The sequence below is a fragment of the Micavibrio sp. TMED2 genome (genome assembly GCA_002168225.1).
Classification (GTDB): Bacteria; Pseudomonadota; Alphaproteobacteria; order TMED2; family TMED2; genus TMED2.
Map to the genome: position 1 here is coordinate 1,945,252 of NHBH01000001.1, position 18,844 is coordinate 1,964,095.

Sequence of the window (18,844 nt, forward strand, 5' to 3'; positions counted from 1 at the left end):
CAGGCTCAGTTTGGCGGAGTGTCGGTCGGCTTTTGCCAGACCAGTCCCGGCATGTTCTCGTTCACCGCGACCAGTTCGACATCGGCACCGAACTCCTCGCCGAACACCTCATCAATGTCGTTGCCACGAAGGATTTCCGCAACGCCGAGATAGATGAAGTCGAGCACATCCGGCAGCAAGGCAGCGCCCAGCTCCTGCAGATGCGGCTCCAGATGCCGGATCACACTGCCACCGCGCAACCAGTCGAGCAGTCGCACAACCTGTCGGCCAAACCAGAGCTGATCGGGGTTTTCCGTCGTGGTCACGCCAAGCTGATCGGCAAAGTCACCGGGCATATTACCAATGATGCCAATGCCTTGTTCGATGTTCAGTTGACGGGTTCGGACCACATATTCACCGACCGCGAGGGTCAGACAGCGCAAGGCATCAACAACCTGCGCATCGCCATCGCTCAACCCCGGATCGAGCAGATCGGGGCTGTCCAGTGGATCAAATTCCAACGGTATGTGGCTGGGGGTATTCCATGTTCTGGCAAAGAATGCCATGAGGCTCTCGAAGGTTATCTCGGCTTCGGCAGACCAGCACGGGCTGGGCTCCATAAGCGCTTTTGCTTCCGGGGTATCCGGCGTACGGCGCCAGACAGTCTCGGGAACCGCGATGACAATTCTGTCACCGGCATCCGGTTCCGATTGCAGATGAACCATAGTCGGATCATCGGGGGTCGTTACATCCATGGGCGGGCACCTTTTCTCATAGGTTGGTCCATAGGATTACTCAGCCATAAAAGCCTGAGACCTCTATGCCCGAAGCGTGGGGTCAATGACGCCACCCTACAAAGTAAAAATAAGCGCTTTATGAATTTAACCAATAGGTAATTTCGGAAATTGGCATGAGTGCCACACCCGCAGGCCACAAAAAGAAACAGGCGTAACTGTTTCTATTCCTTGCCTTGTTGGCCATAGAGCCGTTGATAAATGCCGATTTTATCGAGCAATTCGCCATGGGTACCCGCCTCGGCAATGCGCCCCTGATCGACGACATAGATCACATCCGATTCGATAATCGTGCTCAATCTGTGGGCGATAACGACCGAGGTTCGCCCCTCCTGCAAGCGGTCGAGAGCGCCCTGCACCAGACGCTCGGATTCTGCATCGAGGGCCGAGGTTGCCTCATCCAGCAGCAGGATCGGCGCATTGCGCAACATGGCACGGGCAATCGCCAGACGCTGGCGCTGGCCGCCGGAGAGTTTCAGACCATGCTCACCAACCCGCGTGTCATACCCCTCGGGCATGGCCATGATGAAGTCATGGGCAGCAGCATCACGTGCGGCCTCAATGATCTCGTCCTCGCTCGCGCCCTTCTTGCCATAGGCGATATTGGCGCGGATCGTCTCGTCAAAGATCGAGATTTCCTGACTAACCAGCGCGATATTGGCGCGCAGGCTCTCGATGCTGACATCGCGGATATCAACCCCGTCGATCAGCACCCGTCCGCCGGTCACATCGTAGAAGCGCGGGATCAGGTTCAGAATGGTCGACTTACCCGCCCCGGATGGCCCGACAAGCGCAACCTTCTGCCCGGCCTTGATATCAAGATCGACACCGTTGAGTGCCGGTTTGTCCGGTGAATAGGAGAAGCGCACATCCTCGAATGTGATTGATGGTCGATCAACCACCAGCGGCGCTGCATCGGCGCGCTGATCTACAACCCGTGGCTGGATGCTCAGCACATGCAAAACGCGCTCGGCTGCGCCGAGGCCCATCTGCAGGGTACCGTTGAGCTTGGCCAGCTTCTTCATCGGCTCATAGGCCATCAGAAACGCGGTGATGAACGAGAACACCTCACCGGCAGTACTCGCCCCGTCAATCACGCGGTAGCCGCCATAGATGATGACCGTAACAATGGCGACACCGCTCAGTATCTCGCTGATCGGGGTGGCAAAGGCAGCAACCCGAAAACCGCGATGGGCAAGGTCATAGAGACGTTTGATCACCTCGTTCAGGCGGGTTTCCTCATGCGCCTCCATGCCATAGGCCTTGACTTGCCGGATGGCCTGAAAGGTCTCGTTCAGCTTGGCCGAAAACTCGCCCAGTTCATCCTGGGTTTTAATCGACACATGCCGCAGCCGCTTGCCCAGTCGGGCAACCATGAAGGCGGCGACCGGCAGCACCAGAAAGCACGCGGATGCCAGATGCCAGTCCTGATAGAACATGACGCCGACCAGTATCGCGAGGGTGAATGCCCCGCGCACAAAGCCTAACAGACATTCAGCCATGGCGGTGCGCATGACATTGACGTCTGAAATCATGTTGGAGATCAGCTGCCCGGAGCTACGCGACTGGAGATAGGCAAGATCGGCACGGATCAGATGGCTGGAGAGCTGTCGCTGAACATCGGCAACAACGCCTTGCCCGACCCGGTTCATCAGAATGTTGTGCAGATAGGTTGAAACGCCACGCAGGACAAAGGCGGCCAGCACGGCCCCGGCAACCGGGTACAGCATGGATGGATTGCCTGCGGTGAACACATCATCGACGATGGGCTCCATCAGCTTGGCCATGGCCCCGGTCATTGCAGCCGCCACAACCATGAACAGACACGCAATCCAGATCGTGCCCACATAGGGGCGCATATACATCCGATAGAGTCGCCGCACCATGGCCATGGTGCCGTTGGCATCAACGGTCGGGCTCTGGAGCACGTCTTCCAGCGGCTTGCTGTCGGTGTCTATGGCATCGGCAGAATGTGCCATGCGGCGCTATCACTCATCTGGGGCTGGCACGGGCCGCGAAACCGCGTATCCGGTGCGTAACAAATCCGCCCTGAGGAAGCACAGTAAGCCCCTCAAGAGCAAGTGTTGATCGGTCTGATTACCAACTCATGCTATATTAGTCACCAAGGGATAATGGTCGCAAAAGACGACCACCGGGAAACAGGATGGAGAATACCATGAATGGCAATAGCCAGAAGCCGGATGAGCCGGACCTCTCGCAGACCTCCGAACGCAGCGAATACAGCTATGAGCGCCCGCGGATTGGGCTGGCGCTCGGTGCCGGTGTTGCCCGCGGCTGGGCGCATATCGGGGTAATCCGGGCACTGGAACGCTACGGTGCGAAACCGGATGTGATTGCTGGCACTTCGATCGGCGGCGTGGTCGGCGGCGTTCATGCGGCCGGCAAGCTCGATCATCTGGCTGATTGGGTGACCAGTATCAACCGGCTGAAAATGCTCGCCCATCTCGATCTGCGTTTTGGCGGCGGCGGTCTGATCAGCGGTGAAAAACTGACCGAGGCCATGCGCAAGGAGCTGGGCGATACCCGGATCGAGGATCTGCCGATCCGGTTTGCCGCGATTGCCGCCGATCTCGTCACCGGTCACGAGGTATGGCTGCGTCAGGGTGATCTGGTCCACGGCATCCGTGCCTCCATGTCCCTACCCGGCGTGTTTCATCCGGTGGAGCATCAGGGCCGCTGGCTGGTTGATGGTGCCATCGTCAATCCGGTGCCGGTATCCGCCTGTCGGGCACTCGGTGCGCAACTGGTCATTGCCGTAAACCTCAGCTCTGACCTGATAGGTCAGATACGCTCGAATAACGGCCCGGTGCCACGGGTTGCCGGGTTCGACATTATCCCGATGGTTGAGGAAGAACTGCCCAAACGCGCCGGATTGCGCGGGTTGCGCGACCGGCTGTGGAACCCGTTTGCTCAGGCCCTGTTCAACCGCAGCAATCGTGAGGCACCGAGCCTGTTCGGCTCCATGGTCGCCACCCTTAACGTGGTGCAGGACCGGATTACTCGGTCACGCCTTGCCGGTGACCCGCCTGATGTCCAGATATCGCCCAAGGTCGGCCATATCGGCCTGATGGAATTTGACCGGGCGGAAGATCTGATAAAACTTGGTGAGGCAGCAGTTGAAACCTGCCTGTCCGATATAGATGATGTGATGGCTGTTCACGGCATACCCGGTGGTTTGTCAACGCGCAGCTGGTTCTGACCACGCGGGCAAACCCGGCATCACAAGATCAACAAGGCGTCTCAATGAAGCTCCCTGTAATGACACTGGCCCTTGCCGCCGGTATCGGCTTTGGCATCCCGGCAATGGCGGCAGAACTGCCCAAACTGCATCTGCCGGTTGATTGTACCCTCGGCGAGACCTGCTGGGTGATCCAGTATCCCGACATGGACCCGAGCGATAAGGCAATCGACGGTGCTGGGCTGGATCGTACTTACAATACCCATAAGGGCGTGGACATCGGCATCGCCGACCTGCCGACGATGAACAAGGGGGTTGCCGTTCTCGCCCCGGCCGATGGCAAGGTGCTCCGGGCTCGTGACGAAATGCCCGATGTTCTGGTAATCGACAATGCCAAACGGGAAGCGGTTGAAGACCGTGAGTGCGGCAATGGTATGGTAATCGATCATGGCAACGGCCTGGAAACCCAGCTTTGCCACATGAAGCTGGACTCGATCATCGTGAAACCCGGCGATATGGTCAAAACCGGTGACAAGCTGGGCCTCGTCGGTGCTTCCGGTTTGGCCGCGTTCCCGCATCTCCACGTCACCACGCGACTGAACGGTGTTGTAGTTGACCCCACATCCGGCAAGGCCATGCAGCCCGATGAAGCGGCAAAAATTTCGACCAGCGGTTCCTTATGGGCCGAACCGGAACTAGGCACATATGATCCGTTCGATATTGTCCAGATCGGCTTCAATACCGGCGCCATCACAATCGAAACGGCACTTGCCGGTGATGCCTATGCCGAGCAGGTACCGACCGACCCGCCTGCTCTTGTGGTCTGGGGCGTGCTCTATGGGGTCCGGGCGGGTGACCGCCTGACCATGACCATTCTCGATCCAGAGGGCGCGCCGTTCTTTGACAACACCAAAACGCTGGATGCCACCAAAATCCGCTATTACCAGTTCGGCGGCAAAAAGGTACGCCAGCCCCTGCCACCCGGCATCTATACCGGGCGCGTCAGGATCGAGCGCGATACGGACAGCGGCACTATTCAGGAAACCCGCCAGACCACGATCAGGGTCGGTGACTGATCGCCCTAAACCCCGAACTGATGAATTGTATAGGTCGGCATCGCGCCTATCTTGTCCGATAGCGCCTTGAGATTGCGATCAAAATCTCCATCGGTCAAAGCCGCTCCGTGAATACCGCTGGTGACAAACAGGGTATCGATCCCCGCCCGCATGGCACCGGCAATATCGTGATACAGGCTGTCACCAACCATGATGCCGCGCATGTCCGGCGTCACGCCAAGCATCGCCTGCGCACCGCTGAAGGCTGAAGGCTCCGGCTTACCAAAGCGATGAACGGTACCGCCCTGTTCGGCATACCAATGGGCGAGCCGCCCCGGTCCGAAGGCGGTCTTGGTACCAAACAGCGCATCGAAGTCGAGATTGGCACAGGCCATTGGCAGGTCACGTTCCAGCCCAACAGCAAGCGCCTCGCTGTAATCCTCAAATTTTGCCTCGGCGGTCAGCCCGGCGACAAGGATCATGCCCGCCTGATCGACCGGTGCCTCGCGCCACTGGGTTTGCTGTATCAGGCCATTTTCCCCCGGCTGAGCGATGATGAAACAGCTCTTGTCAGCAATAGCCGCCAGCGGACTGTCCACAGTCTCCGAGAGTGCCCGCCATGCCAGTTCACCAGACGTCAGGATGTGCTGAGAGATCGATTCCGGGAAACCGAGGCGAACCAGCCGGGCCTGATTGGGCGCGCTGCGCTTGCCGGAATTGGACAGGATGACGAAGGGTTTACCCTGCTCCTCCAGCAACGCAAGCGCTGGCAAGGCATGGGCATAGGGTGCCACGCCATCATGCAGCACCCCCCATTGATCGAGGATGAAATAGTCATAGTCGTCAATGATTTGCCGCAGCGAACTCAAGCGCTGGCTGATAGTGTCGGTCATGATATTGCTTGTCAGTCGGGAAGTGATGCCTGCTGCACTTTACGCTCAGGGGCATAGAGATCAACCAGCATGCCGGGAAGCAAAATCTGCGGCAGTAGCGTCGGTTCATCGGAACCGGCCTGATAAACCACATAGAGCGGCAGCCCGAGCCGGTTGAAGCCTTCGAGCAATTCGGTCACCACCGGATCACGGTTGGTCCAGTCGGCTTCGAGATAGAGCACATCGGCGGCATTGAAGGCGGCAATGACATCCGGGTTATCGAGCGCCACCTGTTTATTGACCAGACAGGTGATGCACCACGCCGCTGTCGCATTGATGAAAACATTGCGGTCATCGGCAAGGGCCGCCTGCAAACGCTCGGGCGAATAAGCGGCCTGATCGGCAAATTGCTGTGCACCAGCATCCGCCCCTTGCGCCGGGACCGGCAGCCTGTCGAGGCTCACCAGCCCCGCTATCGGCAGGGCAATACCCAACAACACCGCAAGCGCCCGTGACAGGCCATGGCCACGGGGCAGCCATATGGCAAGGGAGATCAGCAGCAGGATCGAGAGCATCAGCGCCACGCCAAGCGAACCACGCTGCTCCGACAGCACAAAAACCAGCCAGATTGTCGTGGCAAACAGCGGAAAGGCGAGGAACTGCTGCAGCTTCACCATCCAGTTACCGGGCTTCGGCAAATGTCGCGCCAGAGCCGGCACAATTGCGACCAGCATCAGCGGCATAGCCATGCCGAGGCCAAGGCTGGCAAAAATCGCAAGCGCTATCGGCGCATTCAGCAACAATGCAGCCCCCACAGCCGTTGCCATGAACGGCGCGGTGCAGGGTGATGCTGCGACAACCGCGAGGACACCAGTCATGAACGAGCCCAGATCATCCTGGCGCCCGGCCCATTTGCCACCTGCCGACATGAACAGATGCGGGATCGGCAGCAGACCGAGCATGACAAAACCGAGGGTAAAAAACAGGCAGGCCAACGCGCCTATCAGGATCGGCTCCTGCAACTGAAAGCCCCAGCCAATTGATATCCCGGCATGGCGGAAAGCCAGAACGGCACCGCCCAGTACCAGCATACTGGTGATAATACCGGCCCCATAGAGCCAACCCTGTCGCCGCTGGTGTTTCAGATCACCACTCTCAGCATGACGCAGCAGGCTGAACAGCTTGAGTGACAGCACCGGAAACACGCATGGCATCAGGTTGAGCAACAACCCGCCGAGAAAGGCCATGACCAGCAGAAAGGCTGTGCTGCCAGCGTCATCCTGAACCGCAAAACTGTCATTGAGTTGATCTGCAGGCAGAGTGCCCTGCATCACCGGCGCATCAAGATCGAAACCCAGCCGGATCGGCTCACCGCTCGAGCTGTCCGTCGCGACCAGAATACCGCTCAGCTTGGTCGGCAACGCGGCATCCCGATCACGGAGCGGCAGGTTCAGCAACAGCCCCTCACTCGCCGGATCATCCATCACCGCTTGCGGCATACCGTGATCGAGCAGCGTTTCGGCGCGTGGGAAGAAGTACCAGTCGGTCAGCTGCGCCAGACCATCAACGAAGGGCGGTATCTTCAAGGCCAGATCGAGCTGCCCGGCCTGATCCGAGGCAACAATCTCGGCACTCGCCGGAAACTCTCGAGGCAGTTTGGCGCGTGTTTCATCGAAGAATGCAGCCATGCTGCTGTCGACCAGCGGTGCCGAACCCTTATAGGGGATTTGCAGATCAAATTCGGCATTGGCCGGAATACAGATTTCTGAGCAGACCAGATACTCTGCCGCAGCCGCTATCCCGTAATCCCGTCCCAGATCAAGATCATCCGGCACCTGAATCGGCCAGAGAATGGTGGCCCGGTCGCCGTAGCCATAATTGATCAGCGGTCCATAGGGATGCACTTCAGGGATCGGATAGAGCGGCGCGCCCGCTTCAAAACCCGGTGGCAGTGTCCAGTCCATCGCGACCGGAAAACCGCTATCGCCCGGATTGATCCAATAGGTGTGCCAGCCCGGTGCCAGCTCTATATCGAGCGCCAGCCACAGGGTGCTGCCCGGTTCGAGGGTTGTCTGTTCCGGCACAAGGGATGCGCGCGATGGCTGGTCATTGATCGCAATCCGGGCATCGGCATCGGGCGATAGCGCCGTCACCATCAGCAACAGGGCACAGGCCAGTGCGGCCAGCCTTCCGGCGGCCCTAGCCAGCATTGGATCTGTAACCAGCGATAATCTCATCAATACGTGCCAGAAGTGCATCCAGCCCATCGTTACGGATCACAGACGAGAATTCCGACCGCCTGCGTGAGAGTTCACTATACTGCCCATTGATAAAGACATCGACTATTCGCCACCCGGCCTCTGAATCTCTCATGACATATGCGAAATTTACGTCATCCCCTTGAGGCAGAACGAGTTTCGAGTTCACGATCAGGGTCTCACGCGGCCCTTCATCGACACTGTTCACAGAGAATTGCTGATCCGTGAGCCGGTTGAAACGGGCAGCATAGACCGCAATGCTCATCGCGGTAAAGCGATCCACCAGCGCCTCACGCTGGGTATCATCAAGCGCGTTCCAGGCAGAACGCCCGATACTGAGCTGCGCCATCAGGGGCAGGTTATAGGTTTCCTCGACCACCGGCGCGAGGCTGTCATAGCGCGCTGCGTAATCAAGACTGTCCCCTGCTGCCATGGCCGAGAGCAGTGCCTCATTGAGCTGTTCAATCCGGGCCTGTGCTGCAAGTTTTTCATCTGCCGCCCGTTCGGCCGGGACGAGATCAGCCGGGTCCTGAACATAGATGTCGGCCGCCAGAGCAGACTGGCCGGTCATCGGGAGACCCGTAGCAGACAGGCCCAAGCCGAGACAAAATCCGATCCCGACGGCAATTACCATTGGCTTTGTCATAGCGATCTTTCTATTCCTCAAGCGGACAGGACAGCATCCATGTGGTGCATGGTCTGCCATAATTCAGCAAGCATATCCTTGAAAAGCGGCAATTTCCCGAACGCCGTCCGGAAAGCTCGGTACCAATGGCCCTCAACTCCATTCTCGGACACAGCCTCGCAACCATAACCGGATGGTCAACACGCTTTGCCAGCCCGGTATTGCTGGCCTTTATGGGACTGACCGTGCTCGCGGGCTGGTATACTGCCACCCATCTGGCGGTTGATACCGACACAACGGCCATGATCGATGAAGATGTACCGTTCCGTCAGAGTTACAACCGCTATGTCGCGGCATTCCCGGACCTGCGTGGCGCGATTCTGGCGGTGGTCGAGGCGGAAACCCCGGAACTGGCGCTCAAACGTGCGGGTGAGCTCGCCGCCGCATTGGCCGATGAGGTCACCGCGATCGAGAGCGTGCAATACCCGGCGGGGCTGCCCTATTTCACCGAACATGGCCTGCTGTTCCTGAGTGTCGAGCAACTCGACCGCCTTGCCGATCAACTGGCCGAGGCCCAGCCGATGGTGGCCGCCCTCGCCGCTGCCCCTGACATCACCGGCATTGCCCGGCTCTACAATGATCTGGTTACAGCGGTTGAACAGGATATGGCACCGCCCGAGAGCCTCGATATGCTCTCACCGCTCAGCACCGCTCTGTCGGATACCATGCAGTCGGAAATGGCGGGCGATCCCGGTTACCTGCCATGGTCTTCGGTCTTTCAGATGGAAAACGGGATCGGCGTATCCGGTCCGCCATATCGGGAGGTTCTGACCATCTACCCGGTACTGGACCGGCAGCAACTGCTGCCCGCTGCCCGTGCCCTCAAAACCATCAGAGAAACTGCACAACGCCTTGATTTTGATAATGATACCATCATCGATCAGGCAAGTATCGGCCTCACCGGCGGCCCGGTCTTGGCACAGGAGGAGATGGAGACCGTCATTATCGGTGCCGGACGCGCCGGGATCATCTCTTTCGTGCTGGTCTCCCTGATCCTCGGCTTTGGCCTGCGGTCCATCACCATGATTGCTGCCATCCTGACCACCCTTGTTTCGGGGCTGGTACTGACCGCGGGTGCTGCGGCACTGACCGTTGGCACGCTCAACCTGATCTCGGTTGCCTTTGCCGTGCTGTTTGTCGGACTGGCGGTGGATTTCGGCATTCACTTCGCCCTGCGCTACCGGGAAGCTCTCGCCCTCATATCCGACAAGCGACGCGCTCTGGTCCATGCCGCCGGGCAATATGGTGTCGGCATTCCCCTGTTGCTCTGTACGCTTTGCACACTGGTCGGCTTTCTGGCCTTCATGCCGACCAGCTATCTCGGTCTTGCCGAGCTGGGCATTATCTCCGCTCTCGGCATGGTGGTAGCGGGCTTGTGCTCCTTCACCCTGCTGCCGGCCCTGCTGGCGATACTGCCGAAGCCGCGCCAGCCGCAGAGCCGCTCGCTCGACCTGCTGCGCGGCAGTTTCATGGATCGCCATGCCCGCCCGATCAGCCTGCTCGGCTTGCTCTTGTTCATCGCCAGCCTTGTGGCATCCGTGGCGATTGAATTCGATGTGAATCCGCTGAACCTGCGTGATCCGAACAGCGCATCTGTCAATGTTTTCAAACAGCTGACCGAACAACCTCTGACCACACCATATCGTGCACAGCTGCTCGCCGATAATGCCGGGGATGAGCGGCGCCTGCGGCAAGCCTTTGCGCAATCACCGGAAATCGGCAGCATTATCAGCCTCAATGATTTCATACCGCGTGAGCAGGATGACAAGCTCGACCGGCTGTTTGATCTCGGCTTTATCATCGGCCCAACCCTGTCCGCTCTACCGCCTGAATGGCAGGTACCCGCCGCCGATGACAGCGCCGATGCGCTGGCAGTATTGCTGCAGGCGCTGGAGCGTGCACCCACGCTGAATGCCTCACTGTTGCAGTTGAAAACCAGCATCGAGCAGTTCCGGGAACAATATGCTGACGACCCGGCTGCACTAGCTCGCATCAACAGGCTGGTTGGTGTGTTTTTGCATCAATTTCTCAATCAGTTACGTACCGGCATTAACAGTACTGGCGCATCGATTGATGACCTGCCGCCTGCGCTGGTTCGTGATTGGCGGACTGCCGATGGCCGCCTGCGCCTCGATGTTCTGCCGGCCACACCGATCACCAGCAATGCAGACATGGCCCGGTTTGCCGAGGCGGTGCTGCGTATCGCACCGGACGCGACCGGCACCCCGATCATCATCACCGGCGCATCTGACGCCGTCGCCAATGCCTTTATCGAGGCAACCGGCATTACAATTGTCGGCATCCTGATCCTGTTGCTCCTGATCCAGCGCAAGCCACGGGATGTCATGCTGACCCTGTTGCCGCTGATACTGGCTGCCACCATCACCATTGCGGTTGCGGTGCTGATCGAACAGCCGTTCAATTTTGCCAATGTTATTGCCCTGCCCTTGCTGTTCGCCCTCGGCGTCTGTAGTTCGATCCACATGGTCTGGCGTCAGCGACAGGTGCAGCATAGCGGCCCGGAAAGCCTCGAAACTGCCATGTCGGTTGAACAGACCGCGACCCCCAAGGCCATTACCCTGAGCGCCCTGACCACGGTTGCCTCATTCGGCTCCCTTGCGATTTCGCCGCATCCGGGCACCGCCAGCATGGGTCTGCTGCTGATGATAGCGATTGGCGCTACCCTGCTGACAACGCTGGTCTTTCTGCCTGCCTTCATGGCCGTCTTCAGGCGCCGCAAGCGTAGCATCGGACAGGTGGCGCCATGACCATACTCGTGACCGGTGCCAGTGGATTTGTCGGTTTTGCCGTGGCGAAAGCGCTGATCGAGCGTGGCGAGACCGTACGCCTCATGTCCCGTGCCTCAAGCCCGACCGGCAATCTCGACCTGCTGGATGCCGAGCGGGTTACAGCAGACCTTACCGAGCCGGACAGCCTGCAAGCCGCGCTCAAGGGCTGTGACGGGTTGTTCCATGTGGCAGCCGATTATCGACTCTGGGTTAGGGATCCCTCGATCCTGTACCGGACCAATGTAGATGGCACCGACGCCCTGATGCGGGCAGCGCTTGCCGCCGGGGTCAGCCGTATCGTCTATACCAGCAGCGTCGCCACTCTCGGCAATCCCGGTGACGGCACGCCCGGTCATGAGGAAACACCGGTCAGCCTCACGCAGATGACCGGGGACTACAAACGCTCGAAATATCTGGCCGAGCAACGGGTATTTGACCTGGTTAAAACCGAGCAATTACCGGCTGTTATCGTCAATCCCTCAACGCCGATCGGCCCTAATGACATAAGACCGACACCAACCGGTCAGATGGTGCGCGATGCCGCTGCCGGTCAGATGCCGGCCTATGTGGATACCGGCCTGAATATCGTGCATGTGGCTGATGTGGCGCGCGGTCACCTGCTCGCCTATGACAAGGGCAAAATCGGTCGTCACTATGTGCTCGGCGGCAGCGATCTGGCACTGGGCGATATCTTTGCCATGATTGCGAATATGACCAGACACAAGGCACCATCCATCTGCCTGCCGATCACACCGCTGATGCCGCTCGCTTGGGCAATGGAGCGTCTCGCCTATCTGCCGGGCATGGGCACGCCGCTGATGACCGTGGACAGCCTGAAAATGGCGCGGAAGAAGATGTTCTTCTCCAGCCAACGAGCGATTGACGAACTTGGCTATAATCCGGGCACGTCGGAACAGGCGCTGGCCGATGCCATCGACTGGTTCAGATCAGCAGGGATGCTGAATTAGAAAATATAACCAATCGGTTACAGCGATCAGTTGCGACGCTCAACCACGAAGCGGGCGATTTCGCGCAGCAGATCGGCACGCTCTTCAAACCGCGCCAGATGCTGGATCGCCTGCTGGCTCAGCAGACCTGCCTGCGCACGTGCACGCTCCGGCCCCAGAATGGTAACGAAGGTTGCCTTACCGGCATCCTCATCGCGCCCGGTCGGCTTGCCAACCAGATCGGCATCGCCCTCGATATCGAGCAGATCATCGGCGATCTGGAACGCGAGTCCCAGATCATGGGCATAGGCATGGAGCGCATAGCGATCCTGCGATGATGCCCGGCCCAGAATGGCACCGGCCTGACAGGCGAAGGCGATCAGGTCACCGGTTTTCATCCGCTGCAGACGCGTGATCTGGCCAAGGTCGAATTTCTCTGTCTCGGCGATCAGGTCAAGCATCTGACCGGCAACCATGCCTTGCGCCCCGGATGCCTTGGCGAGCTCGGCCACCAATGAGCAGCGCACATTCGGATCGGCATGGGTGGATGGGTGGGCCAGTATCTCAAACGCATAGGTCAGCAGCGCATCACCGGCGAGAATGGCAGTCGCCTCATCGAATTCCTTGTGCACCGATGGCTTGCCACGGCGGGTTTCCGCATCGTCCATGGCAGGAAGGTCGTCATGGATCAGGGAGTAGCAGTGCACCATCTCCACCGCACAGGCGACCCGGATCGAGCACAGGCGGTCAACCTTGAACAGATCGGCACCGCTCATCACCAGAAACGGGCGCAACCGCTTGCCGCCATCAAGGGTGCCGTGATTGATCGCATCCATCAGCCGCTGTTCGGGCGCATCGGTGCTCGGCAGCAACTCAACCAGTTGCTCCTCGACCATCTCCGCCACGTCCTTCATGGCTTCGCTCAAATCCTTAAAACCTGAAATCGAGACGAGATTTGGCATTCTCAGGAACTCTTCACTTGTTATCTGTTTGGCGCGGGATCCGGCCATCGGGCGGATGGCGGCACGGCTGTGCGTGTAAAACTGTACCGGGGTGTATGGGTATCAATCACCCTACTGTCAACTTGCATCGTATATCGCAGTTGCGAAAACAAGTGGCCCCAATTGTGAGAAAACCTTGAATTTTTAAGGCCGACATTTAACCTTAAGCCTGTATGTGGCCTTCGCACTCACCGGCGGGCCGCCAATTATATGAAAAGCAACTGTCCGCCCATGTCCAAGCTAGAAATCATAATGGCGCAGCCGCGTGGGTTTTGCGCCGGTGTCGAACGTGCAATCGAGATTGTCGAGCGCGCGCTGGTCAAGCATGGACCGCCGGTTTATGTCCGACACGAGATTGTCCACAACAAGCGTGTGGTCGAGACTCTGCGCGCCAAGGGCGCGGTCTTCGTCGAGGAAGTGGACGAGATTCCACCCGGCGCGGTCACCATCTTCTCCGCCCACGGTGTTGCCGAAAGCGTTGAGTTGAATGCCGGCAAGCGCAGTCTTGATGTGCTGGACGCCACCTGCCCGCTGGTCAGCAAGGTGCACAAGGAAGGCCAGCGCTATGCCGACAAGGGCTTCGAGGTTGTCCTGATCGGCCATGCCGGTCACCCGGAGGTCGAGGGCACCATGGGCCGCATTGATGGCACCGTGCATCTGGTCGAGACCGAGGCGGATGTGGCCGCGCTTGAGCCCGCCGATCCTGCCCGCCTCGCCTATGTCACCCAGACCACGCTCTCAGTTGATGACACCCGCGGCATCATTGAGGCGCTGAAGGAGCGCTTCCCGGAGATCACCGGCCCCGATGTCCGGGATATCTGCTACGCGACCCAGAACCGACAAACCGCAGTGCGCGAACTGGCGCGTCAGGTTGACCTGATCCTCGTGGTTGGTGCCCATAACAGCTCGAACTCAAACCGGCTCGTTGAAATCGGACGGGATTCCGGTGTTCCGAGCTATCTGGTACAGGACGCAACCGATCTCGACGCCACATGGCTGGACAGTATCGAAACGATTGGCATTACCGCTGGCGCATCGGCACCGGAAACCGTGGTGCAGGAACTGGTGACCCGGATCGCAGAGCTCCGTGATACCACCGTGCGCACGCTTGATGGCGTCATCGAAAATGTCCGCTTCAAGCTGCCGGACAGTCTAAACAATGTGGCGGTGACCGAGGCCGCAAGCTGATCCGATCAACGACTTTCAAACAGTGCTTCTGACCGGGGCATGACCTATCCCAAGGATTTCAACATGGGTATCCCGTTTCGCCAGCAGGCGGCCATTGCAACCTATCTCATCAAGCAGAAGCTGAAGGGCAACAAACGTTACCCGCTGGTGCTGATGCTGGAGCCGCTGTTCCGCTGCAATCTCGCCTGCTCCGGCTGTGGCAAGATCGATTACCCGACCGATATCCTCAACCGCCGTCTGAGTGTGCAGGAGTGCCTTGACGCGGTCGATGAATGCGGCGCGCCGGTCGTCTCAATTCCCGGTGGTGAGCCGTTGATCCACAAGGATATTGTTGAGATCGTCGAGGGCATCGTCGCACGCAAGAAGTTCGTCTATCTCTGCACCAATGCGCTGTTGCTTGAGAAAAAGCTCAAACAGTTCACGCCAAGTCCTTATCTCAGCTTCTCAATTCACCTAGATGGCATGCGCGAGCACCATGATCGCGCCGTTTCCCAGCAAGGCGTCTTTGACCGCGCCGTCTCGGCGATCAAGGCGGCACTGGATGCCGGGTTCCGGGTCAGCGTAAACGCTACCATCTTCGATGGTTTTCAGGCAGAAGACATTGCCGAATATCTCGACTATCTGGTCGAACTAGGTGTCGAGGGTGCCACCATCTCGCCCGGCTATGCCTATGAACGGGCACCGGATCAGGAGCACTTCCTGCATCGCCAGAAAACCAAGCAACTGTTCCGCGACGTCTTTGCCCGTGGCGAAGGCAAGAAATGGCCGCTCAGCCATTCATCGCTGTATCTCGACTTCCTCGCTGGCAACCAACAGTACCAGTGCACGCCATGGGGCAACCCGACCCGTAATATCTTCGGCTGGCAGCGTCCCTGCTATCTGCTGAATGAAGGGTATACCAAGAGCTTCAAGGAGCTGATGGAGACGACCAACTGGGACAGCTACGGTACCGGTGCCTATGAGAAATGTGCCGACTGTATGGCCCATTGCGGCTATGAGGCGACGGCGGTTGAGGATGCATTCAAAAATCCGATCAAGGCACTGCTGGTCAGCCTGCGCGGTCCGAAAACCACCGGCAAGATGGCACCGGAAATCGACCTCAGCAACCAGCGCCCGGCGGATTATGTCTTCGACAAGGTGGTTGAGACAGCCAAGGGTGATCTGGCCGAAACCGATGCCCAGAAGACCGGGAAATCAGAAAAATCAGCCGATAAAACCGAAGCGGCCGCCGTCTAGGCTTCCAAGCGCTTCCAGCCCCTTCATTGCCTTGCGACTGTCGAGTGCAATGCGGATCAGCGCCGGTAGCTGGTATGGCCGCAGGGCAAGGCGACCCAACACCTGCCCTACCTTGGGCTTGCCGGTCGGGGTCAGGGCATCCCAGGCAACCCATGGTACCTCGTGATCGAACGGATCAGCGATTGCCCGCACCACCATGAAAGGCAGTCCGTGTTTGCGCGCCTCGAACGCGACGATATGGCTTTCCATATCTGCCGCCATCGCCGCGGTTGCAGCATGCAGGCGCACCTTCTCCAATGATGAACTGATAACATCATCAAGGCCAATGACCGGCCCCTGCTCCACCTTGATCCGTTCGATCTTGGCCATCTGGCGCAGTTGCTGTCGCCATGCGGCATTGGTTCTGATGAGATCACCGGTGGGCAATTCCACGGTACCGGCCAGCACCAGATCACCCGGCTTCAGGATGCGATCAAGCCCGGCAGCAATGCCGAAACTCAGAATACCCCGGCAGCCGAGATCAACCATAAGCTGTATGGATTGGCGGATTTGTGCGGCATTGCCACCAACAGCGGCATAGAGCACGGGCGGCACCAGCGAGCCGTCGCAATCAGCCAGTGACATGGCGGGCGGTGTCAGACACCGCGCCTCACGCTCTAGTCCGGTAATAATGCCAATCGGTGAAATGCCAGTCACAACAGCGGTCGCTTACATGCCCCATGGAACCTGCGGATCATTACCATTTTTCAGGTTCTGATAACGCGACATGGCCCAGAGCGGGAAATAAGCCGAATAACCGTGATATTTCAGATAGAACACCTTTGGGAAACCGCCGCCGGTATAGAGTTCCTCCGACCAGCGGGCACCGTCGCGCTCGGCCTCTTCAAGATAGCGAATGCCGCGGGTGACAGCCGGATCATCCACTTCACCGACTGCCATCAGGCCGAGCACCGCCCAAGCGGTCTGTGATGCCGTGCTGCCCTTGACCAGTTGGCGCTTGTCATCCCAATAGGTCGCACAATCCTCGCCCCAACCACCATCGGCCTGCTGCTGTGCCTTCAGCCAGTCAACGGCCTTGCGTATATAGGGCTGTTGCGGGTCCTCGCCCATGGCATTGAGCGCACAGAGCGCCGACCATGTGCCGTAGACATAATTCACGCCCCAGCGCCCGAACCATGAGCCATCGGCTTCCTGTTCCCGCTTGAGATAGGCAAGACCACGGCTCATCGCCGGATGGCGGCTGGTATAGCCGATCTGCGCCAGCGCCGAGAGGCAGCGGGCGGTGACATCGACCGTCGGCGGGTCGAGCAAGGCACCATGATCGGCAAACGGGATGCTGTTCAGGTAATCATGGGTATTGTCCATATCGAAGGCACCCCAGCCCCCGGACTTGCTCTGCATGCCGATAATCCACTCGGTCGCCCGGCGCAGCGGCATGACATAGCGCTCGGCATCATGGCGGTGCATGGCCATCATGACCACGGCGGTATCATCCACATCGGGGTAATGGTCATTGCGATACTGGAATGCCCAGCCACCGGGACGCACATTCCCGGCCCGGTCCGCCCAATCGCCGCGCACATCAAGGATCTGGCGATCCACAAGCCAGTCGAGTGCGTCGGTAACCGAGCGCTTGGCTTCCGGACGATCAGCCTCCAGCATCGCATGGGCCGCGAGACAGGTATCCCAAACCGGTGACAGACATGGCTGGCAATAGGCCATGTCCTTCGCCTCATCTATCACCAGCAGCTTTTCAACGCTGGCAAGAGCGATCTGGAAATCCGGATGGTCGCGCTTATAACCCAGCGCTTCGAACGCCATCACGGTATTGGCCATGGCCGGGAAGATGCCGCCGAGGCCATCCTCGCCATTCAACCGCTCGAGAATAAACCGTTCGGCCTTGGCCAGCGCCTCGTTGCGGCGGCTGCCCTTGGGCCAGAGTGGCGCGGTCTTCTGCAACACCTTGTCGAGGGTGATGAACACCTCACCGATCGAGGAACCGTTCGGATTAGAGTTAAAGTTCCGTATCTTGGCCGGATCACGGACAAACAGCTCCTGAATATCAACATTGCGCGGGTTACGCGCCTGTGGCTTCAGCGCCATCATGATCAACAGTGGCGCGATTACCGTGCGCGACCAGTAGCTGACCTTGGACATGTGGAACGGGAACCACTCCGGCAGCAGCATGATCTCAACCGGCATTACCGGTACCGCGCGCCATGGCAGTTGCCCGAACAGGCAAAGAGCAATGCGCGTAAAGACGTTGCAGCGCTCGGCACCACCGGCAGCCCGGATCGCCCGGCGCGCCTTCTCCATATGCGGCGCGTCGATATCATCGCCGATCAGCTTGAGCGCGAAATAGGCTTTCACACTGGCGCTGATATCCATATCGCCATCATGGAACAGCGGCCAGCCACCGCCCTCCTGCTGCCGATCACGCAAATAATTGCCGATCAGGCGCTCGATTTCCGGCTCAGGCTGACCGAGGAAATGGCGCAGAAAAACGTATTCCGAGGGAATGGTGGCATCGGCCTCGAGCTCGAAAACCCAGTGCCCGTCATCACGTTGGAGATCAATCAGGCTGTCACCGGCCTCGGCCACAATCGCGGCCAGCCTGTCCCGGTCTATCGCCGGAACATCAGCGGCAGGCGCAGTGCCCCCCTGCTCCAATATCGCGGTATCGGATTGTCGGTTATCGAGCGCTGTACCGGTGCGCATATCGCCGTCCATGATCACAGAAACCCAGTAAATCCGTCAGATTATCAGCACCACATGCCGTCACTTGTAACATTGGCGCATTATTTAGCCCATTATGGCCATCAGAGGCAAAACTGTGCAGCG

Annotated in this window: 14 protein-coding genes; 6 read left to right on the forward strand and 8 right to left on the reverse strand. The window is 58.9% G+C overall.

Annotation, left to right across the window (positions count from 1 at the left end):
• Positions 1-5: 5 nt before the first annotated feature.
• Entirely contained in the window at positions 6-704 is a 699-nt protein-coding gene (locus tag CBB62_09295) for a hypothetical protein (protein OUT42446.1), read from the reverse strand.
• Positions 705-937: 233 nt separating this feature from the next.
• The gene (locus CBB62_09300; GenBank protein ID OUT42728.1) at positions 938-2,659 is read right to left on the reverse strand and encodes an ABC transporter permease; all 1,722 of its coding nucleotides are present in this window, start codon (positions 2,657-2,659) and stop codon (positions 938-940) included.
• 278 nt (positions 2,660-2,937) lie between these two features.
• On the opposite strand from CBB62_09300, the gene CBB62_09305 reads away from it, so the two are divergent.
• A complete protein-coding gene (locus CBB62_09305; GenBank protein ID OUT42447.1) occupies positions 2,938-3,993 on the forward strand; it encodes a lysophospholipase in 1,056 nt (351 codons plus the stop codon).
• Between the two features lie 44 nt (positions 3,994-4,037).
• Positions 4,038-5,048 carry a hypothetical protein gene (locus tag CBB62_09310; protein OUT42448.1) on the forward strand — a complete coding sequence of 337 codons (1,011 nt, stop codon included), beginning with the start codon at positions 4,038-4,040 and terminating at the stop codon, positions 5,046-5,048.
• A gap of 5 nt (positions 5,049-5,053) precedes the next feature.
• Here the strand turns inward: CBB62_09310 and CBB62_09315 are convergent, their stop codons facing one another.
• From CBB62_09315 to CBB62_09325, 3 genes are read right to left on the reverse strand one after another with little or no spacing between them, the layout of a single operon-like run.
• Positions 5,054-5,920 (reverse strand): hypothetical protein, encoded by an 867-nt coding sequence (locus tag CBB62_09315; GenBank protein OUT42449.1) that lies wholly within the window; start codon positions 5,918-5,920, stop codon positions 5,054-5,056.
• 11 nt (positions 5,921-5,931) lie between these two features.
• Complete coding sequence (locus CBB62_09320) at positions 5,932-8,166, reverse strand: hypothetical protein (protein ID OUT42450.1); 2,235 nt, start codon at positions 8,164-8,166, stop codon at positions 5,932-5,934.
• Positions 8,099-8,863 (reverse strand): hypothetical protein, encoded by a 765-nt coding sequence (locus tag CBB62_09325; GenBank protein OUT42451.1) that lies wholly within the window; start codon positions 8,861-8,863, stop codon positions 8,099-8,101. Before CBB62_09325 ends, CBB62_09320 begins: the two co-directional genes overlap by 68 nt.
• Positions 8,864-8,928: 65 nt before the next feature.
• Between CBB62_09325 and CBB62_09330 the strand changes: the two genes are divergently transcribed.
• Together CBB62_09330 and CBB62_09335 are read left to right on the forward strand one after the other, a co-directional pair.
• On the forward strand, positions 8,929-11,610 hold the full coding sequence (locus CBB62_09330; GenBank protein ID OUT42452.1) for a hypothetical protein: 2,682 nt from the start codon (positions 8,929-8,931) through the stop codon (positions 11,608-11,610).
• A complete protein-coding gene (locus tag CBB62_09335) occupies positions 11,607-12,599 on the forward strand; it encodes an NAD-dependent dehydratase (protein OUT42453.1) in 993 nt (330 codons plus the stop codon). Before CBB62_09330 ends, CBB62_09335 begins: the two co-directional genes overlap by 4 nt.
• A 26-nt stretch (positions 12,600-12,625) precedes the next feature.
• On the opposite strand, the gene CBB62_09340 is transcribed toward CBB62_09335, so the two are convergent.
• Positions 12,626-13,540, reverse strand: coding sequence for a farnesyl-diphosphate synthase (locus tag CBB62_09340; GenBank protein OUT42454.1), 915 nt, complete (start codon positions 13,538-13,540; stop codon positions 12,626-12,628).
• A 249-nt stretch (positions 13,541-13,789) separates the two neighbouring features.
• On the opposite strand from CBB62_09340, the gene CBB62_09345 reads away from it, so the two are divergent.
• Both CBB62_09345 and CBB62_09350 read left to right on the forward strand, forming a co-directional pair.
• Entirely contained in the window at positions 13,790-14,767 is a 978-nt protein-coding gene (locus CBB62_09345) for a 4-hydroxy-3-methylbut-2-enyl diphosphate reductase (protein OUT42455.1), read from the forward strand.
• 63 nt (positions 14,768-14,830) lie between these two features.
• Positions 14,831-16,003: a hopanoid biosynthesis associated radical SAM protein HpnH gene (locus tag CBB62_09350; GenBank protein OUT42729.1), complete on the forward strand. Its 1,173-nt coding sequence runs from the start codon at positions 14,831-14,833 to the stop codon at positions 16,001-16,003.
• On the opposite strand, the gene CBB62_09355 is transcribed toward CBB62_09350, so the two are convergent.
• Both CBB62_09355 and CBB62_09360 read right to left on the reverse strand, forming a co-directional pair.
• Positions 15,971-16,699 (reverse strand): hypothetical protein, encoded by a 729-nt coding sequence (locus CBB62_09355; protein ID OUT42456.1) that lies wholly within the window; start codon positions 16,697-16,699, stop codon positions 15,971-15,973. The genes CBB62_09350 and CBB62_09355 overlap by 33 nt on opposite strands.
• Before the next feature lie 12 nt (positions 16,700-16,711).
• Positions 16,712-18,721 carry a squalene--hopene cyclase gene (locus CBB62_09360; GenBank protein OUT42730.1) on the reverse strand — a complete coding sequence of 670 codons (2,010 nt, stop codon included), beginning with the start codon at positions 18,719-18,721 and terminating at the stop codon, positions 16,712-16,714.
• Between the last annotated feature and the right edge of the window lie 123 nt (positions 18,722-18,844).